The following is a 23,146-nucleotide window of genomic DNA, read 5'->3' on the forward strand; positions in this document are numbered from 1 at the left end:
CTGGCGGCGGCCGGCGACCCGATGGGGGGCGGCGGCGAGGCCGTGGCGCGTGGCGGCGCCGCCGCGGACGGCCGGGCCGCGTCCGTGCGCTTCGTGGGGCACATCGCGCCCACCGAGCTTGCGGCGCTGCGACGACGCGCCGCCGTCGCCGTCGTGCCCTCGCGCTACGCCGAGATCCTGCCGCTGGCCGCGCTGGAGGCGATGGCCGCCGGCCTCCCCACCGTCGCCGCCGCGTCGGGCGGGCTGACCGAGGCCGTCCCGGACGAGGGCCTGTACCCGGCGGGTGACGTCCAAACGCTGCGATTCCGGCTACAACAGCTCTGGCAAGACGTGGACGCCGGAGACCGTGCGCTGCGGGCCGCGAAGGCGCGCAGTGCCCCGGAGGTCATCGCCGCCCAACTCGCCGACGTGTACGCCGCAACTTCCGCCCCCGCGAGGTATTGAAATGCGCATGATCCGCCGCGCGCTGCCCTTCCTGCTGCTCTGCTTCGCCCTGCTGATCCCCGCTTCCGCGCACGCCGCGAAGAGCCCGAAGAAGGCGATCTGGGGTCCGATCGAGGTCGACGGGGAGTCGCAGTTCCCCATCTACAAGGACCTGGGCGTGACCACGTTCCAGATGCTGCTCGAGTGGGACAAGGTCGGCGTGCTGGAGCCGCTGGACGCCAAGGACCCCGAGGACGCCAGCTACGAGTGGTCGGAGGAGATCGACACCGCGATCTCCGAGGCCAAGGCGAGCGGCATCAAGGTCGCGCTGTCGATCACGGGCAAGCCGGACTGGGCGAAGGCGGCGGACTTCAAGGACTTCGTGACCGCGGCGGCCACGCGCTACAAGACCGTCCGCACGTGGGCGATCGGCGACGGTCCGGTCAAGCCGGCCTCCGACTACCCGCGCCTGCTGGACGACGCGTACGCCGCGCTGAAGGCCGCGAGCAAGTCGAACAAGGTGATCGGCGGCAACGGCAACTCACGCCTGAAGCTGGGCAAGAAGGCCGCGCGGATGGACTACTTCGGCACGGACCCGTCCGGCCGCAAGGCGCCGACCAAGTCCACGCTCAACAAGCTCAAGAAGCAGGCCGGCGACCACAAGCTGTGGCTCAGCCCGGTGTCCCTGCCGACCTCCGAGGGCGGCGACTTCCGCCTCACGCAGGCCGCGCAGGCCACCTGGATCACGTCGGCGTTCAAGCTGGTCAAGTCCGACAGCGACGTGGCCGCGCTCTCCTACCGCAAGCTGCGGGATGAGCTCGGCGCACCGTTCACTGGACTGATGGATAGCGACGGCGAGAAGAAGCCGTCGTATAACGCGTACAAACGAGGGTGACGGGCGGCGCGAGGGATCGCGCTGAACGAAGGTTCAAGGAAGGACTCCATGAAGATTCGCATTGCGGTCGCGACCGCGCTGGTCGCCGCCACGGTGGTCGCCATTCCGGCTTCCGCCGAGAACATCGACTGCTCGAAGATGAAGTCGAGCAGCACGAAGTGCCTGAAGACCGGCGGCTGGGTCGAGATGACCGGCTCCGACACGGCTGACGTGCTCACCGGCACCAAGCACGCCGACCAGATCCTCGGTGACGGCGGCAACGACCGCATCAACGCGGGCGCCGGCGCCGACGAGATCGACGGCGGCGACGGCCGGGACACGATCAACGCCGGCAGCGGCGACGACATCGTCTACGCGCGCGACGACAAGCGCGACACGATCGACTGCGGCACCGGCAAGGACACGGTCATCGCCGACCCCGAGGACCGCCTCAAGAACTGCGAGAAGGTCACCCGCCGCTAGAGCTGCAGGGCGCCCGCGCCCAGCGAACGCGTCACGCCGCGCAGGTCCAGCGTCAGCTGTGCCCGCGCGGCGATGTCGCCGTGATCCACTTCGGGATGCGCGGTGACGATCAGCGCCAGGTCCGCCCCGTCGACCACCGACAGGTCCGCGCTGCGCAGGCCGAAGTCGGGCAGCTCGGGCACGTGCGGGTCGTGGTAGGAGAGCTCGGCGCCGCGCTCGGTCAGCAACCGGATGATCTTCAGCGCCGGCGACTCGCGGATGTCGCCCACGCCGGCCTTGTAGGACACGCCGAACACGACGATCCGTGCGCCGCGCACCGGCTTGCCGACGTCGTTCAGCGCCCGCTCGGCCTTCTCCAGGCAGAAGTACGGCATCTGCTGGTTGACCTTGCCGGCGAGCTCGATGAACTCGGTCGAGAGGTCGTACTCGCGCGCCTTCCACGTCAGGTAGAAGGGATCGACCGGCAGGCAGTGCCCGCCCATGCCCGGTCCGGGCTGGAAGGGCATGAAGCCGTACGGCTTCGTCGAGGCCGCCTCGACGACCTCCCAGATGTCGATGCCCATGCGGTCGGCCAGCATCGCCATCTCGTTGACGAGCGCGATGTTCACCGACCGGAAGATGTTCTCGAGCAGCTTGGAGAGCTCGGCGACCTCGGGCGTGGAGACGCGCACGACGGTGTCGCAGACGGGCGCGTAGACGCCGACCGCGGCTTCGGTGCACGCCGCCGTGAGCCCGCCGACGACCTTGGGCGTCGTCCTGAGCGTGTAGTCGGTCCGGCCCGGGTCCACGCGCTCGGGTGAGAACGCGAGCGCGAAGTCGCCGCCGGCCTGCAACCCGGACTCCTCCAGCAGCGGCACCATGTGCTCGCGCGTGGTGCCCGGGAAGGTCGTCGACTCCAGGATGATCGTCTGGCCGCGGCGGATGACGCCCGACAGCGCCCGCGCCGAGCTCAGCAGCGGGCCGAGGTCCGGCTCGCGGTTGCGCGTCAGCGGCGTCGGGACGCAGACCAGGATCGCGTCGGTCTCGTGCAGCTCGACGTAGCGCGTCGTGAACGCGAGCCGCTCGAGCACCGGCGCGAGCCGCTCGTCGGGGATGTCCTCGATGTGCGAGCGGCCCTCACGCAGGGTGGCGATGCGATCGGGCGCGACGTCCACGCCGACCACGTCGCAGCCCGCCTCCGCGAACGCCACCGCGAGGGGCAGGCCGACGTAGCCCAGTCCGACGATCCCGATCTTCATAGCCACTAAGACAACGCTAGCGGCCGGATGTCACGCGCCGAGCAGCTCGAGGTCGGACCGCACCATCAGGCGGATCAGCTCCTCGAAGCTCGTCTTCGGCTCCCAGCCGAGCTCCTGCTTGGCCTTCGCCGGGTCGCCGACCAGCAGGTCGACCTCGGCGGGGCGCAGGAACGCCGGGTCCAGGCGCACGTGCTTCTCCCAGTCCAGGCCGGCTTCGTCGAACGCGACCTCGACGCACTTGCGGACCGTGTTCGTCTCGCCCGTGGCGATCACGAAGTCGTCCGGCTTGTCGTGCTGCAGCATCAGCCACATCGCCTCGACGTAGTCCTTGGCGAAGCCCCAGTCGCGCTTGGCGTCCAGGTTGCCGAGGGCGAGCTCGTCACGCTTGCCGGCCTTGATCGCCGCGGCGTGCCACGTGATCTTGCGCGTCACGAACTCCAGGCCACGGCGCGGGGACTCGTGGTTGAACAGGATCCCCGACGTCGCGAACATGTCGTAGGACTCGCGGTAGTTGACCGTGATGTGGTGCCCGTAGACCTTCGCCACGCCGTACGGCGAGCGCGGGTAGAACGGGGTCGTCTCGGTCTGCGGCGTCTCGAGCACCTTGCCGAACATCTCGCTCGAGGACGCCTGGTAGAAGCGCGCCTCCGGGCACGTCTCGCGGACGGCCTCGAGCATGCGGGTCACGCTGACGCCGGTGAACTCCGCGGTCAGCGTCGGCTGGATCCACGAGACGGCCACGAACGACATCGCGGCGAGGTTGTAGACCTCGTCCGGCTTGGCCGCGCGCAGCGCGTCCCGCAGGGAGCGCTCGTCGAGCAGATCGGCCTGGTGGAGCGTGATGCGGTCCTTCAGGTGGTCGATGCGCTCGAACTTCTCGGTCGATGCGCGCCGCACCAGGCCGTGCACGTCGTAGCCCTTCTCGAGCAGCAGCTCGGCCAGATAGGACCCGTCCTGGCCGGTGATGCCGGTGATCAGCGCGCTGGGCAACTCAACTCCCCTTGGTGACAGTCGCGCCACCCGGGGCGCGGTTCGGTGTGCGTTCGAAGCGGGGCACGGCTGCGTCCCCCGCGGGCGGCAGCTCGGCGCGCGGGGCGCGAGCCAGTCCGGTGACGACGGCGAGCTCACGGCCCGTGTCCACGAGGCCGCCGATCGCGCTCATCAGCGCGGCGAGCAGGCCCACGTAGACGCCGGTCTGCGTGAGGACGGGCGACGAGAGGTCCGGCGGATCGATGATCCGGCGCAGGATCAGGGCGCCGACGACGACGCCGAGGACGGTGCGGGCGATCAGGACCGGGCGCGTCTGGCGCACCAGGGCGGTGGCCAGGACGAGCACAGCGCCGCCGGCCACGATCCAGCGCAGCCTCGGGAATGATTCAAAGCCTGTGGCGGTCTCGATCCCCGCCGGGCGCTCGACGTGGTACCAGGTCAGTGCGAGCGAGAGCAACAGCAGAATGGCGCCGGCGGCGCTCAGCGCGCGCCCGGCATTCGGCTTCAACATCGGGATTTACCTCCTGTTGGGTCGGCCGTCGAGGCTAGCGCGCGACATCCTGCGCCTCCTGCGAGCGCAGCCACTCGACCGTCTGGGAGATGCCCTCCTCGACGCCGATCTGCGCCTTCCAGCCGAGCATCCGCTCGGCCTTCTCGACCGACGGCCAGCGCCGCACGACGTCGACCTCGAAGCTCGGCAGGTGCTCGAACTCGAGCGCCTCCGGGTCGTTGCCCGACAGCCGCCAGCAGAGCTTGGCGATCTCGGCGACCGTGAGCTCGTCGGAGGCCGAGATGTTGAAGTCCTCGTTCAGGCCCGCGGCCGCGGCGGTCGCGGTGACGATGCCGTCGGCGATGTCATCGACGTGCGTCAGCGTGCGCGTGTGCTCGCCGGTGCCGAAGATCGGCAGCGGGTGCAGGCGCTGCAGCGACTTGCGGATGAGGTCCGGGACGGCGTGCGCGATGCCCGGCTCGTTCTCGGGCATCTCACCCGGCCCGTAGGCGTTGAACGGACGGCAGATCGTGTACGGCAGGCCGTGCTCGGCGTGCGCGGCGCGGCAGTAGACCTCGCCGGTGAGCTTGGAGAAGCCGTACGCGGAGGTCGGCACCGGGCACTCGGGCAGGTAGTCCTCGCGCGTCGGGTACTGCGTCGCGTTCTCGAAGACCATCGAGGACGACACGTACGTGAAGCGCTCCACGCCCTCGTCCAGCGCGGCGCGGAAGATCCCGTTGTACAGCGCGTTGTTGACCTCGGTCAGCGTGTACGGGAGCTTGTGGAAGTTCGCGATGCCGCCGACGATCGCCGCCAGGTGGATGACGTGCGTGCAGCCCTTGATCGCCTCGCGCGCCTCGTCAAGCACGCGCAGGTCGCCGCGGTGGACCTCGCACGCCTCGCGCATCCAGCGCGGAGCGTCGCGCTGATCGGACACGCGGACCTCGAACTCGGGGTCGCGGATGAGGCGCCGCACGACCGCGGCGCCGATCGTTCCGGCGCCGCCGGTGACCAAGACACGACTCATGCTGCGAGAACCCCCGAAGTGATGTGAATGATGCGCGCGGCGCTCATGCTCGGAGCGCGGCGACTTCGGCGACGTACGCGAAGACCTGCGCCGTGCCGAGGGCGTTCCACGGGTCCACGATCAGCGCTTCCGGCGCCGCCTCGGCGATCGCGAGGAGCGCCTCCGGCGTCGAGTACTCGCTGTGGTTGGTGGCCACGATGATCACCTCGGCGTTGGTGACCGCCTCGTCGAACGAGCTCGTCGGCGTCGCCACGACCGGGTCGTGGATCGACACGTCGGCCAGCTCGCGCTCGAGCAGGCGGATGAGCTTGTGCGAGAGGCTGTCGCGCTCGTCGTCGGTGTCGGCCTTGAACGCCAGGCCCAGCACGGCGACGCGGCGCTCACGCAGGGAGCCGCCGAGCCGGCGCTTGACGCCGTCCACGAGGAACAGCGGCACGGTCTCGTGGACGCGGGAGACGGCGAGCAGCATGCCGGGAGCGCTCGAGCGCTCCTCGGAGAACGCGAAGTCCTTGCGCAGGCACGTGCCGGCGGTGAAGCCGGGCATCTTGATCCCGCCGCGCGGATAGTCGCGGTTGATCAGCTCGATGACGTCGAACACGTTCGCGCCGTAGCGCTCGCAGTCCATCATCAGCAGGTTGGGGAGCGCGAACGTCGCGTAGCGCAGGATGTTGGTCCAGATCTTCGCCAGCTCGGCCTGCACCGGCGTCGTCTGCACGATCGGCGCGCCGAGCGGCTCGAACAGCTGGCCCGCGCGCTCGCCGGAGGTCTCACCGACGCCGCCGACGATGCACGGCAGCGAGTGGATCTCCTCCATGAACTTGTCCGCCGCGATCCGCTCCGGCACGTGCGCGACGAAGATGTCCTCGCCCACCCGGAACCCGCGGTGCTTCTCCAGGTAGCCGGCGACGAACTCCGTCGTGCCGGGCGCGACCGTCGAGCGCAGCACGAGCAGATGACCCTCGCGCAGGTGCGGCAGCAGGTCGTCCAGCACCGTGCGGATGTCGCGGATGTCGATCTCGATGTGCGACAGCGCCGGCGTACCGAGCGTCAGCACGATCGCCCGCGCCTCGGCGGCGTCCGCGGCCCGGCTGGACGTCGCGAGGTCGACCCGCGCGATCAGCTCGTCCGTGCCCGGCTCCTTGAACGGCATCCGCCGCTCCTGGATGGCCTGCAGCCGCTCCTGGTCGGAGTCAACGCCGAGCACCGAGAGGCCGCTGTCGGCGAAGCTCAGCGCGAGCGGGAGGCCGATCCGGCCGAGTCCGATGACGCACACGTCGTAGCGCATTTCAGCCCGGGAGGCTAGCGATCGGTGTTGTCGTGATGACGCGGACGGCTCCAGCGGGCCCTCCGTCGAACCGTTGTCCTTCGGCCACGCACGGTGCACCCAATAGATCGATGTCTGCTGTCTAACACAGATGTCCGCTTTGTAAGTGAACCTACATTCCGTGCGGCGTCTTTCGCTCTATCTTGAACGCAGTTCGGTCGGGAGGACCGAATAAGTCTGAAATCGCCCCAGTGGAGGGGGCTTCCTCATGAATAGATGGATCAAGCGGTGCCTGTCCGGCGCCGTGCTGACACTCGCTGCCGCGACGGCGGCGCCGTCGGCGGCCTCGGCCGCTGACGCGGTCTGGCTGCTGCGCAACGCCAACAGCGCCGGATTCGCCGACACGGCGTTCGTCTACGGCTCGAGCTCGCTGTACCCCATCGTCGGTGACTGGAACGGCGACGGCATCGACACGCCCGCCGGCACGTTCGTCAACGGCGGCGGCAGCCTCGAGTGGCACTTCCGGAACTCGAACGCCAACGGCGGCGGCGAGTTCTCGAACGTGTTCGGCACCAACGGCGACCACCCGGTCCCCGGCGACTGGGACGGCAACGGCACCGACACGCAGGGCGCCATCCGCCACGACAACGGCGCGCGCCGCTGGTGGCTCAACAACAGCCTGGGCAACCAGTACGTCCCGTACACGTTCACCTACGGCGCCTGGGTCGGCGACATCCCGATCTCGGGCGACTGGGACGGCAACGGCACCGACACCCCCGGTATCTACCGGATCGGCGAGTCGCGCTTCTACCTGTCCAACGACTTCTCCGGCGGGACCTGGACGCACTTCCAGTACGGAGATCCCAACTCGGGTGTGTCGCCGCTCGTCGGCGACTGGGACGGCAACGGCACCGACACGATCGGCCTCTACAACCCGGCCAACTCCCAGTTCATGCTCCGCAACGCCAACAACTCCGGCGCGGCGACCTGGCAGTTCACCTACGGCAACCCCGGCAGCTTCCCGATCGCCGGCGACTGGGACGGCAACGGCACCGACACCGTCGGCGTCATCCGCACCGACGGCACGCCGCCGCCGGTGATCGCCGCGTGGTCGGTCCAGTGCGACCAGAACGTCAACGGGCGAGCAGAGCTGGCCGCCGAGCTCGAGTGCGTGCGCGGCAAGGTCGGGAGCGCGGGCTACAACAACGGCAACATCTGGGCGAACGTCCACCCGGACGACCTCCCGAACGTGTACGCGACGTCCTGGGTGCATGGCAACAGCGGCGGTGCCGGCCACGTCATCGACACGCCGACCGAGTACATGGCGGTAATGGACGCGCTGGCGGCGATGGGCGTCGAGTCCGAGGACGACTGGAGCAACACGTCGTTGTGGGCGGGCGTCGCCCCCGACGACCAGGAGCGGCTCCTGGCCTGGGCGGCGGCGAACGGCGAGGCCGCGCTCTACGACGCAGACAACAGCGGCGAGCTGTCGGGGTTCGAGTGGAAGACGCCGCTCAAGCTGACGTTCAACCTCAACCAGGCGAAGACCGAGCAGTTCATCGACATCCTCGATGATCTCGTCATCCAGGGCGCGAGCTGCGCCCTCGCAGCGAAGGCGATCTCCAAGTGGATCGCCAAGGAAGCTCGGGCCAAGGCGGTCGCTGAGATCGTCGAGTACGTGTGCGCCGCGCTCACCGCCGGCGTGGCCGGGTTGCGCCAGACGGTCAACACGATGTACGCGCGATCCACTCACCCAGGGATCAAGGTGCAGATCGGCGTCAAGATCAAGGCGGCGCTCCCGCCCCAGCCGCGGCCCTACGTGTCCTTCCTCCCCTGGAACAACTAGGCCCCGCGCCTACTTGAGGACTTCGAGCTCCGCGGAGATGTTCATCGCGGGGAAGCGGAACGCGAACAGCGATTCGTAGGGGCCCTGGAAGCGGTTGGCGAGCGCCGCGACGCCGATCCAGCGGATCGGGTCCCAGAAGTCCAGGCGCAGGTCGACCACGCGCAGGTCCGTCGAGAGGTAGTGCGAGAAGAGCGACTTCTCGAAGGTGCGGATGGCCATGGCGGAGAAGATGTGCTCGTGCGTCGCGTCGCCGTAGGCCAGCACCGAGGAGAAGTGGGGCGTGCGGATGTGGATCCGCGCGCCCGGCTTGGCCACACGGTGCAGCTCGGCCATGAACTTGAGCGGTTCCTTGACGTGCTCGAGGACGTCCTGGCAGAGGATCTGCGCGTAGGTGTCGTCCTCGAGGGGATACGGGAACTCGTTGAGGTCGGCGACGATGTCGGCCTGGGTGTCGGCCGAGATGTCGATGCCGGTGGCGCCCTCGTACTTCGCGTTGCCGCAGCCGACGTCCAGGATCGGGCCGGGGCCGGAGGGGTGCAGCCGGTAGAAGTCCGGCGTGCGGAACAGTCGGCGCTTGAGCTGGGTGGCGTAGGGCTCCGGAATCAGACTCACGGCGCGCATGATGACGGGTGAGCCGCACCCCCGAAATGGCGGGTGCGTGCAAGGCGCGATCCATCTGCCGCCACAAGACCCGCTACTTTGCAGGGCCGCGCACGTTGTGTGCCTCTGAATGACCGCGCATTCGATCCTCCACGCCGCCGTCGCGTCGCCGCCGGCCCCGATGCCGTCGAGCCCCGTGCTCGATGTGCCGCTGGCGCTGACCGACTACGAGCACACGCTCGACTGGATCGACGCTGCCGTGGGCGCGTCCTCCCCGTCGTACATCTGCGTGGCGGCGGTGCACACCGTCGTGGCCTGCCAGGACGATCCGGAGCTGCGCGCCGCGGTGCTGGGCTCGAACTTCACGGTGCCGGACGGCCAGCCGCTCGTGTGGGCGCTGTCGCTGCTCGGGCACAAGCTCGGCGACCGCGTGTACGGGCCGGAGCTGATGGACCGCGCGTGCGCTCGCGCCGCGCGGACCGGCCAGCGCTTCTACCTGTACGGCGGCCGTGACCAGGAGGCGCTCGCCCGCCTCGCGCGCAAGCTGCGCCTGCGTCACCCGGGGCTGAAGATCGTCGGCGGCTACTCGCCGCCGTTCCGCGAGCTCACGGAAGCCGAGCAGCAGGAGATCGCGCACGACATCGACGCCACCGGCGCGGACGTCGTGTGGGTCGGGATCGGCGTGCCCAAGCAGGAGAAGTGGATGGCGACGATGCGGCCGCGCCTGAGCGCGCCCGTGCTCATCGGCGTCGGCGCCGCGTTCGACTTCCACGCCGGGCTCGTCCCGCAGGCCCCGCCGCGCCTCCAGCGCCTCGGCCTGGAGTGGCTGTTCCGCCTGGTGCAGGAGCCGCGCCGCCTGTGGCGCCGCTACGCGGTCTACAACCCGCGCTTCGTGTTCGGGTTCGTCCGCCAGTACCTCAAGCACCTCCGGTCGTAGCCTCCGCCGCCGTCACACTGGGCGGCCGATGAGCGTCGACGCCGAGCATCCGGCCCCGGACGTCCTGACCACCCCTGAGGCGGGTGGGCTGGTGATCCGCGGCAGCGTCATGCGGATCGCGGGCTTCGCGGTCGGCACCGTGCTGCTCGCCGCCGCCTCCGTGCTGCTGCTGCGCCACCTGGGCGTGGTCGCGTTCGGCCAGTACGTGACCGTGATGTCGGTGGTGACCGTCGCGAGCGTCGTCGCCGACGCGGGCCTGTCGGCGGTCGGCAGCCGCGAGCTGGCGCTGCGCGCGCCCGGCCCCGAGCGGCGCGCACTGCTGGCGAACATGCTCGGGATCCGGATGCTGATCACGCCGCTCGGAGTGGTCGGGGCCGTGGTGTTCTCGCTGCTCGCGGGTTACCCGAAGGAGATGGTGATCGGCACGCTGCTGGCGGGCGCGGGCCTGACGCTCACGGTCTGGCAGGGCACGCTGCTGCTGCTCCCGGTCGTCGAGCTCAAGAACGGCCGGGTCACGGCGGTCGAGGTCACCAAGCAGGTCGTGACCGTGATCGGGATCGCGGCGCTCGTGGCCGCCGGCGCGGCGTTGACGCCGTTCTTCGCCGTCCCGATCGCGCTCGGCGTGATCCTGATCGTCACGACGCCGCTGCTGCTCGGCCGCGGCACGCTGGTGCTCCCGCGCCGCAACCTGGAGCTGTGGCGCACGCTCCTGCGCGAGTCGCTGCCGGTCGCGGCCGCGTTCGTGCTCGTCACGCTCTACCTACGGATCGTCGTCGTGCTGATGTCGCTGATCTCCTCCGGCTACGAGACGGGCCTGTTCAGCACGTCGTTCCGGATCCTGGAGACGCTGATCCAGGCCCCGATGCTGCTCGCCGGGATCGCGCTGCCGCTGCTCACCGCCGCCGCCCGCGACGATCACGAGCGGCTGCGCAACGCGCTCCAGCGGATCACGCAGGTCGGCCTGACGTGCGCCGCGCTCGCGGTGGTCGTGACCGTCCTGGCCGCGGACACGATCGTGACCGTGCTCGGCGGCGAGGAGTACGAGGCGGCCGGCATCGTGCTGCAGATCCAGGTCTGCGCGCTGTTCGGCATCTTCCTCTCGCAGTTCTGGAACTCGGCGCTGATCGCGCTGCACCAGCAGCGGGATCTGATCGTCGTCAACGCGATCGCGCTCGTCGGGCTCGGCGTGCTCGCGGGCGTCCTGATCCCGCTCTGGGGCGCGAAGGGCGGCGCGCTCGCGACCGTGCTCGGCGACCTGCTGCTTGCCGGACTGTTGCTGTGGCGCCTGCGGACCGCGGGCACCCCGGGCGAGCTGCGCTTCGGCTTCCTGTGGCGGCTGCTGGCGATCACCGCCGTCGCGCTCGCCCCCGGCCTCATCCCCGGCCTGTGGGAACCGGCCGCCGCCGCGCTCGGCTTCGCGCTGTTCATCGGCGCCGCGATCGTGCTGAAGATGGTCCCGGAGGAGCTGCCGGCCGCGCTGCGTGCGCGGCGGCATGGCTAGCCTGATCGGCTGCATGCGCGTCCCTCACGAGCTCATCCGCCCGCTGTTGTCCACCCGCAAGGTGCTGCTGGAGCGCGTCGGTCGCAACCCGCAGTTCTCGCATTTCGGCGAGGAGGCGGTGATCACGCGGCTGCTGCAGACCTATCCGCAGGCGCAGCGCGTGGCGGTCGACCTCGGCGCCAGCGACGGCGTGGAGGGCTCGAACACGTACAAGCTCTACAAGGACGGCTGGGGCGGGCTCGCCGTCGAGCCGGACCCGCGCGCGTTCGCGTTCCTCGCGCTCGCGCTGACCGGCGCGGCCGGTGACGTCGGGCTCGCCCGCGCGGGCGTGAGCCCCGACAACGTCGTCCCGCTGCTCGACGCGCACGGCATCCCGAAGGACTTCGGCTTCCTGGACCTGGACATCGACGGCTACGAGTACTTCGTGCTCGACGCGCTGCTGGCCGAGTACCGGCCGGGGCTCATCTGCCTCGAGATCAACGAGAAGCTGCCGCCGCCGATCAACTTCCGCGTCAAGTACGACCCGGCGTGGCGCTGGCGCGACGACGAGCTGTTCGGCCTGAGCATCGTCGCCACCGACGAGGTCGCCCGCCGCCACGGGTACGCGATCGTCGAGCAGCACTACAACAACGCGTTCCTGGTCCCGGCGGAGGTCGCCGGCGACGCGGCACTCACGCCCGAGCAGGCGTATACCGAGGGCTACGTCAACAAGGCCGACCGGCTCGAGCGGTTCCCGTGGAACGCGCAGTACGAGGCGTTGCAGACGATGACGCCCGAGGAGGTGCGCGACCACCTCGCGCGCCGCCACCCGGATCGCGTCGACGCCTACGAGATCAGCTGGTGAGCGCGGCGCCGCTGCGCGTCGCGTTCGACGCCACGCACGCGCGCATCAACCGCACCGGCATCGGCCGCTACGCGCAGCAGCTCCTGCCCGCGCTCGCGGCGCGCGACGACGTCGACGTGGTCGGCCTGCTCGCCCCCGGCACCGGCGCGACGGGCCGCGCCCAGCACCTGCTCGGCGTCGCCCGGCGCGACTTCGCCTACTACCCCGCGGGCCTCGCGCATCGCGCGCGCGCCGCGCGCGCGGACGTGATCCACTGCCCGACGAGCTCGCCCGCGCACAGCGCCAAGCCGCCGCTCGTGATGACGGTCCACGACCTGTTGTGGCTGCGGATGCCCCAGCACTTCACGCCCGCCGTACGCGCCTACCACCGCATGAGCGTGCCGGCCGTGCGCGCGGCAGGCCGGATCCTGGCCGACTCGGACGCCACCCGCGCGGACGTGATCGAGCTGCTCGGCGTGCCCGAGGAGCGCGTCGTGACCGCGCCGCTGGCCGCGGACCCGCGCTTCGCGCCGCGCGAGGCCGACCGCGACCTGCTGCGCGCGCGCTTCGGGATCGAGCGCCGCTACGTGCTCGCTGTCGCCACCCGGGAGCCGCGCAAGAACCTGAACGCGCTGCTGGACGCGTTCGAGCGGCTCGCCGCCCGCGTCGACGACTGCGACCTGGTGCTCGTGGGTGGAAAGGGCTGGAGCAGCGCGGAGCTCGAGCGCACGCTCGAGGCCACCGACGACCGCGTGAAGGTCTGTGGCTTCGTCTCCGAGGACGAGCTCGTCGCGCTGTACGCCGGCGCCACGTGCTTCGCGTTCCCGTCGCTCGCGGAGGGCTTCGGCCTGCCGGTGCTGGAGGCGATGGCCTGCGGCACGCCCGTCGTGAGCAGCAACACGACCTCGATGCCCGAGGTGACCGGTGACGCGGCGCTGCTCGTGGACCCCACGGATGTCGAGGCGCTCGCCGCCGCCCTCGAACGGCTCATGACGGAGCCGGTCCTGGCGAACGGGCTCGCCCGTCGTGGCCTCGAGCGCGCCGCGACGTTCAGCTGGGAGCGCTGCGCGGCCGAGACCGTCGCGGCCTACCGTCAGCTCGTCTGAGCCGACAGCGCCGCCGCGTACGCCTCGACCGTGAGCGCCGCGGTCGTCGCCCACGTGTAGTTCCGGCCTGCCGCGAGCCCGCGCCGGCGCCGGTCCTCGACCTCGGCCCCGCCCGCCAGCACGGAGCGGAGGGTGGTGGCGATCGAGCGCGGGTCCTCGGGCGCGAACCACCAGCCCGCATCGCCCGCGACCTCGCGCAGCACCGGGATGTCGGACGCGGCGACCGGCAGCCCACGGCCCATCGCCTCGATCACCGGCAGCCCGAAGCCCTCGTGGCGCGTGGCGGTCACGTACACGGTCGCGACCGCGTACAGGTCCTCCAGCTCGGCGTCGGAGACCGCGCCGAGCAGCCGGGCGTCGCCGCCCACGCCCAGCTCGGCGGCGCGCGCCGCCAGCTCGTCCGTCCCGTGCCCGGCGATCACCAGCAATGGCCGCTCCTCGGGCGCCAGCTCCGCGAGCGCCGCCAGCAGCGCCGGGTGGTTCTTGTGCTCGACGTTGGTGGCGACCGCGAGCACGATCGGCCGCGTACCCGCCTCCAGCCGGGCTCGCGCCGCGGCGAGGTCGCGTGTGCCCCGGGGCGGCGGGTGCGCGCCGTGCGGGATCACGACGATCCGGTCACGGTCCAGGCCGAGCTCGGCCGCGATCTCCTCCCGCGAGGCTTCCGTGGCCGTGATCACTCGGTGCGCGCGCTTGGCGGCGGGGACCAGCACGGCGTCCGTAGCCACGCGCACGGCCTTCGACACGAGCTCGGGCTGGAGGCGGTACATCAGGTCGTGGAGCGTGAGCACGCGCGCGAAGCGACCCGCCGCCGGCCCGAAGTTCGCGGGCGAGTGCAGCAGCTGCACCCGCGCGGCGGAGGCAGCGCGCGTGAGCACCACCGTCTCCCCGAGCGCCCAGCTCGCCTGCTTGCGCGCCCACACGCGCGGCAGCGCCACCGCCCGGTCCGGCAGCTCCGACCACCAGCCGGGGCCCGCCGCGGCCGTCTCGCGGTTCAGGAACGCGGTCACGTGCAGGTCGGGCTGCGTTTCGCGCAGCGCCCGCAACAGCTCGCGCGAGTACGTCTCCCGGCCGCCGGTCTCGCCGGGGACCATGAACAGCAGGTCCAGCCCGAGGCGCACTAGGAATCGGTGGCGTCGCGCAGGGCGCGGACGAGCAGCGCCGGGACCGCGAGCACGACGAGCGCGGCGAGCAGGATCATGAACCAGCCGCCCACCCAGGACGCGCGCCACAACGCCGCGCGGTCCAGCATCGTGCCGAGCAGCGACAGCGTCGAACGCGACTCCGCGCGCTCGAACACGAGGGCGATGTCGGCGTTGGTCGGCACGGGGCCCATACTCGCGCTGGAGGCGCGTGCGGAGACGTCTGCATTGCCGTACACGCTGACCTTGCGCGGGCCGTCGTTGCTGAGGCACACCTGGAACGGACGATCCGTGTCCACGTGCCCGACATCCACGACGTGCCGCACGGCACGTCCGGTGTAGTCCGCGGCGAGCCGACCCCGGCCGAGCTCACCCTGGGCGCGGAACGGCTGCACGATCACGTCGATCGCCGGTCCCGGACGCCCGTCCGTCCCGAGCACGAACGCGATCCGGTCGAAGGCGGCGTCGTCCGGCATCTGGATCGGCGCCTGGCACACATACTCACCCGAGTCGAGCGGCACGACCGCGACCGACGGCACGACGCCGAGCGTGAACGCCTCGCGACGCTCCGACGTGGCCCCGATGACGACGAGGACGAGCACGCCGAGCAGGCAGACGCCGAGGAGCGCGAGGACGGGCTTGCTACGCATAGAACCGGGTCAGGACGAGCGACAACGACGCGAGCTGCAGCACCATCAGGCCGCCGAGGACGACGCCGACGGCGATCGACCGGCGCGCCGGCGACAAGCGCCGCACGGCGAACGCGAGCACGAGTCCGGCGATCCCCGCCAGCGGCAGCAGGTACCGGCCCTGGTTGAAGTTGCTGGCGCCGCCGGTGAGCAGGTTGTACTCGCTCCAGTGCAGCCCGCCCAGCAGCGCGACGGCGGCGAGCGCGAGGAAGGCGCCGATCGCCCAGTCCGAGCCCGCGCGCGTCTTCCACAGCTCGATCGCGGCGAGCACGACGACCGCGACCGTCACCAACAGGAGCAGGAGATAGATCCGGTTGCGGAACAGCACCTCGGTCCAGCCGAACGAGCCCCAGACGCCCTTGAACCAGATGTCATAGACCGGGATCGTGTGCGCCACGGAGCGGAAGTCGTCCATGAACGGCAGGCGCGGCAGATAGAACTGCCATACGTAGGACACGAACTCGCGCGGGTCGGCGCCGCCCGAGGTGGAGGACGCCGCACTGACCTGCGCCGCGGCCGGCCGCGAGAGCGCGGCGGCGAGCACGAACCAGACGCCGACCGTCGCGGCGAGGCCGGCGGCAACCGCCGCGCCGACACGGGCGAGGACCGCGGGCTGCCACCCGCCGCGGCGGACGAGCCCGACCACGACGACGAACAGCGCCGGCGGCAGCAGCGCGTAGCTGGACGCCTTGATCACGATCGCGACGCCGGTGAGGGCGAACAGGGCCAGCGCCGACGGCGCCGTGACGCCGCGCCTGAGGATTCGCACCCCCAGCCACAGGGCGAGCGACCACGCGGCGAACAGCATCGAGTCGGGCGTCACCGCGGAGGAGACGAAGCTCATCATCGGCGCCAGGCCGACGAGCGAGGCCGTCGTGAGCTGCAGGAGCCGGTCCCGGTGGAAGACCTCGCCCGCGAGCAGCCACGCGCCGAGGATCGTGACCGCGAGCCAGAGCGCGGAGACGAGCCGCATCGCCAGCAGGCGCGTGAACAGGTCCGAGCCCTTCGTGGCGAGGTACGGCAGCGCCTCGAACACGTAGTAGAGCGGCGGATTGGATGACGCCGGGTTGAGGCCGCCGCCGTCCTCGCGGCCCTTCGTCCCGAGCTTCTCGTCGTCGGTCAGCCAACGGTCGTAGGCCTGCTGGTCCCAGGTCATCTTGACGCTGCGCTGGGCGGCGGCCTGGTCGGAGTTGGACGCCGAGCCCGCCTGCACCTGCTCGGTCGAGAAGGCGGGCTTGGTCTCCTTGCCCGGCAACGAGCCGGTCTCGGCCAGGGTCTGGGTGTAGCCGAAGTGCGCGTTCTCGTCGGGCGCCTGGAACGGCGGTGAGATGAACGCCCACGCGAACGCGAGCAGCAGCGACGCGCCGATCAGCGCCACGAGCGCGCGGGGCGCCCGACGCCGACGCACGGGCGCCTCGGTGGTCTCGGCGCCGTCCTGGACCGCGAGCTCAGACACCGGTGCCGCCCAGCAGGCCGCGGACTCCACGCCAGTACGACGCCTGCATCGCCAGCAGCGGCCGCGGCGGCTTTCCGAGATAGGGCGAGTCCAGCGAGGAGGTCAGGCCACGCGCGAACTGGGCCGTGGAGGCCGTGCGCTGCGCCTGCACGCGGCCACGGCGCCGGAGTGCCCACGGCAACGTGCGCAGGACCGCGACCTGCGCGCGCAGCTTCGCGCCCGCCCAACCCCCGCGCGCGGCGACCGCGAGCAGCGCGACGTCGAACACGATCAGCGCCGGCAGCAGGAGCGCCAGCAACGGCTTCGGGTACGCGCCGAGCAGCGTCCACCAGCGGTTGCGCTCGAGGTGGAACCACTTGTAGTCGCCCTTGGTGAAGGTGTAGTCGTGCTCGACGTGCGCGGTCGGGACGACGCCGACGCCCCAGCCCATCAGCCGCAGCCGCAGCGCCAGGTCCAGATCCTCGCCGTACATGAAGTACTCGGCGTCGAAGCCGCCTGCGGCCGTCCAGGCCTCGCGCCGGACGATGAGCGCCGCGCCGGAGGCGAACGACGTCTCGTACGGGGCCCGCACGGCGGGCAGCGGCTCACCGCACGCACCCGCCCAGCCGAACCCGAGCCAGTGCGTGACCCCGCCCGACGTATTGACCTCGCGGCCCTCGTGCATCGTCACGAGCGCCTGCCAGGCGCCCCAGGTGGGCTGCTCCGAAGCGGCGGCGCGCAGGGCGTCCAACGCGCCGGGAGCGACCCGCGCGTCGGGGTTGAGCAGGAACACGAGCGGTGCGCTGGTCGCCGCGACGCCGGCGTTGGCGCCGCCCGCGAACCCGAGGTTCTCGGAGAGCGCGAGCAGCCGCGCCCGTGGCGCGACGCGCTCGAGGACCGCGCCGGGGTCGTCGTCGGACGCGCAGTCGACCACGACGAGCTCGTCGTCGGCGGTCATCTGGGGGAGCAGCGCTTCGAGCGTCGTCGGCAGGTCCTTCGCGCTCTTGTACGTCACGATGACGACGGCGACAGCGGGGGCGGTGGCCACGTTCAGCGCGTGGACGCCCGCTCGAGCGTCTCGGACTGCGCCCGGTGCGCTCGCTGCTCGGCTGCGAGCTCGTCCACCTGCTGCTGGAGCAGGCCGAGCTTCTGGGCCAGGACCTTGTTCTGATCGGCCAGGCGGGACGTCGAGAGCGAGAAGTGCAGCAGCATCACGAGGATGAAGCCGAACGCGATCACGAACAGCGCGGACGGCGGGTAGTAGATGCCGACCGCCGACGAGATCTTCTCGAGCAGCCCACGCCAGACGGCGAGCGCCAGCAGGATCGCCGACGAGAACATCCACAGCAGCGCGTAGCGCTCCATCAGCCGGCGCCTTCGCACGAGCTCGAACACGAGACCGAACAGCCCCGCCGTGACGACGATGGCGACGATCTGGATCCGCGACTCCATCAGATCGAGTGCTCGGCGGTCACGGCCGCCGGGTCGCCCTTCTCGACGACGGGGCGGGCACGCAGCAGGCCGACGAGGATCGCCAGCGTGACCTTGATCATGTAGTAGATCGAGCGGTGCGCGTTGATCGAGGAGACCCCGGTCTGACGCGAGCGCATGCGGACCGGGAGCTCAGCGCCCTCGAGCTTGTGGAAGTGCAGGAGCAGGACCGCCTCGACCTCGGGGTAGTCGTGCGGGTAGTCGCGCGCGAACAGCTCGATGCCGCGCGCGTCCACCATCCGGAAGCCGGAGGTGGGGTCGGTGACCTTGCGGCGGGTGATCCGCGACAGGATCGAGGCGAAGACGCGGATGCCCAGCCGCCGCGAAGCCGAGGACCGGTAGCCGCCGTCGGCATGCTCGAGGAAGCGCGAGCCCGTGACCATGTTCAGGCCCGGCGTGTCGCGCAGGTGCGCGAGCAGCTCCATGATGTGGCGGGCGTCGTGCTGGCCGTCGCCGTCGACCTGGAGCGCGACGTCGTAGCCGTTGGCCAGCGCGTACTGGTAGCCGGACTGGACGGCGCCGCCGATGCCGAGGTTGAACGGGTGACGCAGGACCGGCACGCCCTCGGCGGCCGCGATCGCGGCCGTCTGGTCCGTCGAGCCGTCGTCGACCACGACCACGTCGAAATCCGAGTGGTCACGGATGTCGTTGATCGTGGCGGCGATGGCGCCGGCCTCGTTGTAGGCGGGAACGATGGCGAGATGCCTGGTCACAAGAGACTCCAACGGCGCGCGGGGTGGAGAGTTGCGCGCCTAGGTGAACGGCTCACAGGGTACCGACGGGGGCTACCGGAACCGGATCGCGGCTCTCAGACCGCCTTCGAGCGCGTCGGCCGCGCGGTCCCAGGTGCGCTCGGCGGTGAACGCGATCCCGTCGTGTGAACGGCGCTCCCAGAGGGCTTCGTCGGTCAGCAGGCGCTCGAGCCCGTCGGCCAGCGCGATCGGGTCCCCGGCGGCCAGCTCCACCGGTCCGTCCGTCCCGTACACGCTCTCCAGGCTCCGGCCCGCGAGATCCACGCACGGCAGGCCGCAGGCGAGCATCTCGTTCGGGATCAGCGAGTAGTTGGTCAGCGACAGCGACAGCCCGACCCGCGCCTCGGAGTACGCCCACGAGAGCTCCTGCGGCGAGGCGATGCCCAGGTGCTCGTACGGGAACGGGGTGGCCAGCGGGTCGTTGTCGCCGAAGAGGACGAAGCGCGTGTCGGGACGGCGTCGGTGCAGCTCCTCGAGCGCGAGCACGCCCAGCGGGACGGCACGGCGGGCGGTCACGTCGCGGGCGTAGAAGATCACCGTGTCCGTGCGCCGCGGCACGTCACGCGGGTGGTAGATCGTGTGGTCGACGGCGAGCTCGAAGGACGTGCCGTCGGCGCCGTAGCGGTCGTGCACGAGGTCGCGCAGCCACGGGCTCGCGGCGATCACGTAGAGCCCGGTCCCGTAGGTGCGCTCCGCGAACAGCGACTCCGCGGACGTCGCGAAGAACTCCGGCTCGTGGTCCTGCACCAGGTAGGCCCGCGCGGAGCACTGCGGCAGCCGCAGCACCGGATAGACCGTGTCCCAGCCCGTGGCGAGCACGACGTCCGCGCCGTACCACTGGTCGAAGCCCTTGTAGACCGGGCCCCGCGGAGGGCGGAAGTACTCGCGCAGGTTGTGGCGGATCACGGCCGGCCACTCGTCGCGGTGGTAGCCGATCGGGTCGTACAGCCACGTCGTGACCGTGTGCCCGCGGTCCTCCAGGCGGGTGAGCAGGTTGTAGATCGTCGAGTGGCCGCCGCTGCCGCGCCGGAACGGGGGGATCACGACGGCGATGTGCAGCGACTCCGCCTCGTCCAGGCCCGGGATCGGGTCCAGCAACGGCAGCGCGCCCTCGCGGGCGAACTCGGAGATCGCCCGGTGGACCGCGGCGGCGCGAGCGGGCTGCGGGACGGTCGGTTTGGGCGCGCTGGGAGCGGCGGCGGCTCCGCGCCGCTCGAGCGAGAGCGCCCGCTGCGCGCCGTCGGGCAGCTTGTGCGCCTGCGACCCCAGCGCGGACGCCAGCTTGCGCGTGGTGTGGTGGACGGCCGAGCGGCCCGTGGCGGCGGAGCGCCGGCGCGTGGGCCAGGCCTGCTCGTCCATCCAGCGGCGGTCGGCGGCCACGAGCGCCTTCACGTCGCGGACGGTCGAGCGCACGCCGATCCGCTCCACGTGCCCGCTCGTCTCGTAGAGGCCGCGGTACTCGTCGAAATAGCGGCGCGCGAACCCGACCGGGGAGTAGTCGTGGGCGTGCAGCACGGCGGCGTCCGGGTGGTAGACGCGCTGCCAGCCGTGCGCGGCCATCGCCCGCGCGAACGCCTGGTCCTCGGCGTAGGCGACGTCCGGGAAGCGCACCTGCTCCCAGCACGCGCGCCGGTACGCGGCGTTGACGTTGGACAGGAACATCTGCTCGTCCGTGAGGATCGTCGGACGGCCGTCCGGAGCGAAGGTGGCGAAGAACTCGACGAGCTCGCGGGCGATCATCACCGACGTGTCCGGCCGCGGGCGGTGCGGGCCGAACGCCGCGCCGACCTCGGGGCCGAGCGCGAAGGCGTCCGCGTACGCGTCCAGCCAGCCTCCGAGCGGCGTCGCGTCCTGCGTGAGGAAGACGATCAGCTCGCCGCGCGTGCGCTCGGCGGCGAAGTTGCGCGTGCGGGCGTGGCCGAACTCCGCGTTCGGGATCTCGATCACGGTCGCGCCGGCCGCGCGGGCGATCTGCGGCGAGCCGTCGCTCGACCCCGAGTCGACGACCAGCAGCTCCACCTCGCGACCCTGCGCGTGCACGCTCTCCAGCAGCTCCGGCAGGAAGTCCGCCCCGTCGAGCACGGGCACGATGACCGAGAAGGTCGGCGTCACCGGATCAGCTTGCGCTTGAGCAGCCGGATGCGGCGGATCACGCCGCGCGTGATGCGGATCGCGCCCCGGAACTCGGCTGCTCCGGGCTTGGCCATCAGCGCGTTGAGGTCCAGGTGCCAGCGGTCCAGCCAGTACGCGCGCTCCTGCGCGGCGGCGACGGCGGCGTTGGCCGCGGCGATCTGCTCGGCGCGCTCGCGTTCGAGCTGCGCGACGCGCGTGCGCAGGGTTTCGAGCTCGGCTCGCTCGTCGGTCGTGAGGTCGGCGTTCACCGCGCGAGAACGCTAGCGCGTGCGCCCGAGCTTCCCCGCCGCGCGCAGCGTGCGCAGCGTGGCCTCACGCGTCGCGCGGCGCCCGAGCAGCGCCGCGAGCGTCCGCTGGGCGTCGTCCGGCAGCGCGCCGTCGGCGCCGACCAGGCCGAGGCCCGTCGGGCCGAGCTCCTCGCGCAGCGCCCAGTACGTGCCTTCCCAGTGCCCGCGCCGCGCCTCGGCCGCGAGGGCCTGGAACGCCTGGACCGCGGCAGCGCGCGCGGGCAGGGTCAGCGTCTCGTCGTAGAGCTCGAGCAACTGCCGGGCGGTGTCGTCCCAGGTCAGCCGGGCGCCGGCGGCCCGCACCGCACGGACGTGCGCCTCCGGGTCACCGAGCACGGGCAGCACCCGGCGCGCGCTCGCGGCGGGGTCCCACGGAACGAGCAGCGCGAGCGCGTCGCCGAGCAGCTCCCGCATCACGCTGACCGGTGCGACGAGCGGCGGCGTGCCCGCGGCGGCGGCCTCGAACGGGACCAGGCCGAACCCCTCGTTGGTCGACGGGAACGCGACCGCGGCGGCCTCCTGGTAGAGCCAGCGGCGCTCCGCGTCGCTGACGGAGCCGAGCCGGACGACGTGGGCGAGCGAGCGCGCGTCCTCCGCGGGGAGCGACGAGCCGTGCTCGACACCGGGCCCGGCGAGGACCAGTCCGCCGTCCCAGCCGAGCGTGCGCAGCTCGTGCACGAGGTCGATCGCGAACGGGCGGTTCTTGTGCTGGAGGTCGCTCCCGAGCTGGACGAGGAACGGGCGGCCCGCGAGCGCCTCGACGCCGGCCGGGGCGACCGCTTCGCCGGGCTGCTCGTGATCCGTGCCCAGATACACCCGCCGGAGCCGCGTCGGTTCGGCGAGGTCCTCGGCCAGCAGGTCGGCGGCGACGTGGTCGGAGAAGGCGACGACGAGGTCCGCGGCGGCGAGCGCGGCGGCCGTCATCCGGCGGTAGCCCGCCCACGTGTCCGCGGAGGCGTGGTAGGACGGGTCGTGGAACAGCAGCAGATCCTGGTGGGTGACGACGAGCCGCTCGCCGACCGTGGCGAGCCGCAGGAGGTCGTCGGCGCCGGCCACCTGGTAGGGCCGGTGGACGATCGCCGTGCGCCGGGCGCCCTCGACGTCCGTGAGCACCTCGACGTCACCGAGCCCCGCCGCGGCCTCCGCGTGGTCGAGCAGCACGCGTAGACGTACGCCGCCCGTGCGCTGCAGCGCACGGATGAGCGCGAGCGTCTGGACCTCGCTGCCGGAGCGCAGCGTCCGCAGCATCCGGGCATCGAGGGTCACCTCGAGGCCGTCGACGACGCGTCGTGTCCAGGTCAGCGCCCGCGTCAGCGGCGTCGCGGGCCGCGGCGGCAGCTCCCCGTACTCGAAGCGGTCGAGCGGGTCGCCCGGTTCCGTCTCGTCGACACCCTGCACCAGCACGTCGTCGGCGACCACGTGGAGCAGCCCGAGCTCGGAGCAGCGCTCGCCGAAGCCGTCGTCGAGCGGCCCGGCGAGGGCCAGCGCGGCGCCGCTCACCCACGTGCAGTCGAGCGTGAGCCGCGTAGTGCGTGGACGCAGCCGCAGCGTCCGGTCGGCACGTTCGTCCCGGGCGTGGCGAGGGAGTACACGGCGTCCACGAAGGCCACGGTGATCT

General features: G+C 71.6%; 23 protein-coding genes. 8 read left to right on the top strand and 15 right to left on the bottom strand.

What is annotated here, in order from left to right; translation table 11 throughout:
• From OJ997_RS32785 to OJ997_RS32795, 3 genes are all read left to right on the top strand, one after another.
• On the top strand, window positions 1-444 hold a 444-nt coding region (locus tag OJ997_RS32785; protein WP_270029621.1), incomplete at its 5' end, for a glycosyltransferase.
• Window positions 445-451: 7 nt separating this feature from the next.
• Window positions 452-1,318, top strand: a complete 867-nt coding sequence (locus OJ997_RS32790; protein ID WP_270029622.1) for a hypothetical protein — start codon at window positions 452-454, stop codon at window positions 1,316-1,318.
• Window positions 1,319-1,366: 48 nt separating this feature from the next.
• Entirely contained in the window at window positions 1,367-1,780 is a 414-nt protein-coding gene (locus OJ997_RS32795; RefSeq protein ID WP_270029623.1) for a calcium-binding protein, read from the top strand.
• Here the strand turns inward: OJ997_RS32795 and OJ997_RS32800 are convergent.
• From OJ997_RS32800 to OJ997_RS32820, 5 genes are read right to left on the bottom strand one after another with little or no spacing between them, the layout of a single operon-like run.
• The gene (locus OJ997_RS32800) at window positions 1,777-3,018 is read right to left on the bottom strand and encodes a nucleotide sugar dehydrogenase (protein ID WP_270029624.1); all 1,242 of its coding nucleotides are present in this window, start codon (window positions 3,016-3,018) and stop codon (window positions 1,777-1,779) included. The two genes, OJ997_RS32795 and OJ997_RS32800, sit on opposite strands and share 4 nt — an antisense overlap.
• Window positions 3,019-3,048: 30 nt before the next feature.
• The gene (gene gmd / locus OJ997_RS32805) at window positions 3,049-4,008 is read right to left on the bottom strand and encodes a GDP-mannose 4,6-dehydratase (protein WP_270029625.1); all 960 of its coding nucleotides are present in this window, start codon (window positions 4,006-4,008) and stop codon (window positions 3,049-3,051) included.
• A 1-nt stretch (window position 4,009) separates the two neighbouring features.
• On the bottom strand, window positions 4,010-4,519 hold the full coding sequence (locus tag OJ997_RS32810) for a hypothetical protein (RefSeq protein WP_270029626.1): 510 nt from the start codon (window positions 4,517-4,519) through the stop codon (window positions 4,010-4,012).
• Between the two features lie 34 nt (window positions 4,520-4,553).
• Window positions 4,554-5,525: an NAD-dependent epimerase/dehydratase family protein gene (locus tag OJ997_RS32815; protein ID WP_270029627.1), complete on the bottom strand. Its 972-nt coding sequence runs from the start codon at window positions 5,523-5,525 to the stop codon at window positions 4,554-4,556.
• Between the two features lie 43 nt (window positions 5,526-5,568).
• Complete coding sequence (locus OJ997_RS32820; RefSeq protein ID WP_270029629.1) at window positions 5,569-6,810, bottom strand: nucleotide sugar dehydrogenase; 1,242 nt, start codon at window positions 6,808-6,810, stop codon at window positions 5,569-5,571.
• Between the two features lie 247 nt (window positions 6,811-7,057).
• Here OJ997_RS32820 and OJ997_RS32825 point away from each other — a divergent pair, with 247 nt between their 5' ends.
• The gene (locus OJ997_RS32825) at window positions 7,058-8,635 is read left to right on the top strand and encodes a hypothetical protein (protein ID WP_270029631.1); all 1,578 of its coding nucleotides are present in this window, start codon (window positions 7,058-7,060) and stop codon (window positions 8,633-8,635) included.
• A 9-nt stretch (window positions 8,636-8,644) separates the two neighbouring features.
• Here the strand turns inward: OJ997_RS32825 and OJ997_RS32830 are convergent, their stop codons facing one another.
• Window positions 8,645-9,247 carry a class I SAM-dependent methyltransferase gene (locus OJ997_RS32830; protein WP_270029632.1) on the bottom strand — a complete coding sequence of 201 codons (603 nt, stop codon included), beginning with the start codon at window positions 9,245-9,247 and terminating at the stop codon, window positions 8,645-8,647.
• A gap of 118 nt (window positions 9,248-9,365) precedes the next feature.
• On the opposite strand from OJ997_RS32830, the gene OJ997_RS32835 reads away from it, so the two are divergent.
• The 4 genes from OJ997_RS32835 to OJ997_RS32850 are packed head-to-tail and all read left to right on the top strand — an operon-like array spanning window position 9,366 to window position 13,602.
• Window positions 9,366-10,172 carry a WecB/TagA/CpsF family glycosyltransferase gene (locus tag OJ997_RS32835; protein WP_270029633.1) on the top strand — a complete coding sequence of 269 codons (807 nt, stop codon included), beginning with the start codon at window positions 9,366-9,368 and terminating at the stop codon, window positions 10,170-10,172.
• Window positions 10,173-10,200: 28 nt separating this feature from the next.
• Entirely contained in the window at window positions 10,201-11,673 is a 1,473-nt protein-coding gene (locus OJ997_RS32840; protein WP_270029634.1) for an oligosaccharide flippase family protein, read from the top strand.
• Between the two features lie 13 nt (window positions 11,674-11,686).
• A complete protein-coding gene (locus OJ997_RS32845; RefSeq protein ID WP_270029636.1) occupies window positions 11,687-12,517 on the top strand; it encodes a class I SAM-dependent methyltransferase in 831 nt (276 codons plus the stop codon).
• Window positions 12,514-13,602, top strand: a complete 1,089-nt coding sequence (locus OJ997_RS32850; RefSeq protein ID WP_270029637.1) for a glycosyltransferase family 4 protein — start codon at window positions 12,514-12,516, stop codon at window positions 13,600-13,602. The genes OJ997_RS32845 and OJ997_RS32850 overlap by 4 nt, the downstream gene beginning before the upstream one ends.
• Here OJ997_RS32850 and OJ997_RS32855 read toward each other — a convergent pair.
• The 9 genes from OJ997_RS32855 to OJ997_RS32895 all read right to left on the bottom strand — a co-directional run.
• Window positions 13,590-14,720 carry a glycosyltransferase family 4 protein gene (locus OJ997_RS32855; protein WP_270029638.1) on the bottom strand — a complete coding sequence of 377 codons (1,131 nt, stop codon included), beginning with the start codon at window positions 14,718-14,720 and terminating at the stop codon, window positions 13,590-13,592. The two genes, OJ997_RS32850 and OJ997_RS32855, sit on opposite strands and share 13 nt — an antisense overlap.
• Complete coding sequence (locus tag OJ997_RS32860) at window positions 14,720-15,391, bottom strand: hypothetical protein (protein WP_270029639.1); 672 nt, start codon at window positions 15,389-15,391, stop codon at window positions 14,720-14,722. Before OJ997_RS32860 ends, OJ997_RS32855 begins: the two co-directional genes overlap by 1 nt.
• Window positions 15,384-16,886, bottom strand: a complete 1,503-nt coding sequence (locus OJ997_RS32865; protein ID WP_270029641.1) for a DUF2142 domain-containing protein — start codon at window positions 16,884-16,886, stop codon at window positions 15,384-15,386. The genes OJ997_RS32860 and OJ997_RS32865 overlap by 8 nt, the downstream gene beginning before the upstream one ends.
• On the bottom strand, window positions 16,879-17,913 hold the full coding sequence (locus OJ997_RS32870; protein ID WP_270029642.1) for a glycosyltransferase: 1,035 nt from the start codon (window positions 17,911-17,913) through the stop codon (window positions 16,879-16,881). Before OJ997_RS32870 ends, OJ997_RS32865 begins: the two co-directional genes overlap by 8 nt.
• A gap of 2 nt (window positions 17,914-17,915) precedes the next feature.
• Window positions 17,916-18,317 (bottom strand): DUF2304 domain-containing protein, encoded by a 402-nt coding sequence (locus OJ997_RS32875; RefSeq protein WP_270029643.1) that lies wholly within the window; start codon window positions 18,315-18,317, stop codon window positions 17,916-17,918.
• Window positions 18,317-19,069: a glycosyltransferase family 2 protein gene (locus tag OJ997_RS32880; protein ID WP_270029644.1), complete on the bottom strand. Its 753-nt coding sequence runs from the start codon at window positions 19,067-19,069 to the stop codon at window positions 18,317-18,319. Before OJ997_RS32880 ends, OJ997_RS32875 begins: the two co-directional genes overlap by 1 nt.
• Before the next feature lie 72 nt (window positions 19,070-19,141).
• Window positions 19,142-21,220 (bottom strand): rhamnosyltransferase WsaF family glycosyltransferase, encoded by a 2,079-nt coding sequence (locus tag OJ997_RS32885; protein ID WP_270029645.1) that lies wholly within the window; start codon window positions 21,218-21,220, stop codon window positions 19,142-19,144.
• Window positions 21,217-21,489, bottom strand: a complete 273-nt coding sequence (locus tag OJ997_RS37970) for a hypothetical protein (protein WP_270029646.1) — start codon at window positions 21,487-21,489, stop codon at window positions 21,217-21,219. Before OJ997_RS37970 ends, OJ997_RS32885 begins: the two co-directional genes overlap by 4 nt.
• A gap of 12 nt (window positions 21,490-21,501) precedes the next feature.
• Window positions 21,502-23,146, bottom strand: a 1,645-nt coding sequence (locus tag OJ997_RS32895) for a glycosyltransferase (RefSeq protein ID WP_270029647.1), incomplete at its 5' end; no start/stop codon positions are given.

The organism is Solirubrobacter phytolaccae, assembly GCF_027587195.1.
Taxonomy (GTDB): Bacteria; Actinomycetota; Thermoleophilia; order Solirubrobacterales; family Solirubrobacteraceae; genus Solirubrobacter; species Solirubrobacter phytolaccae.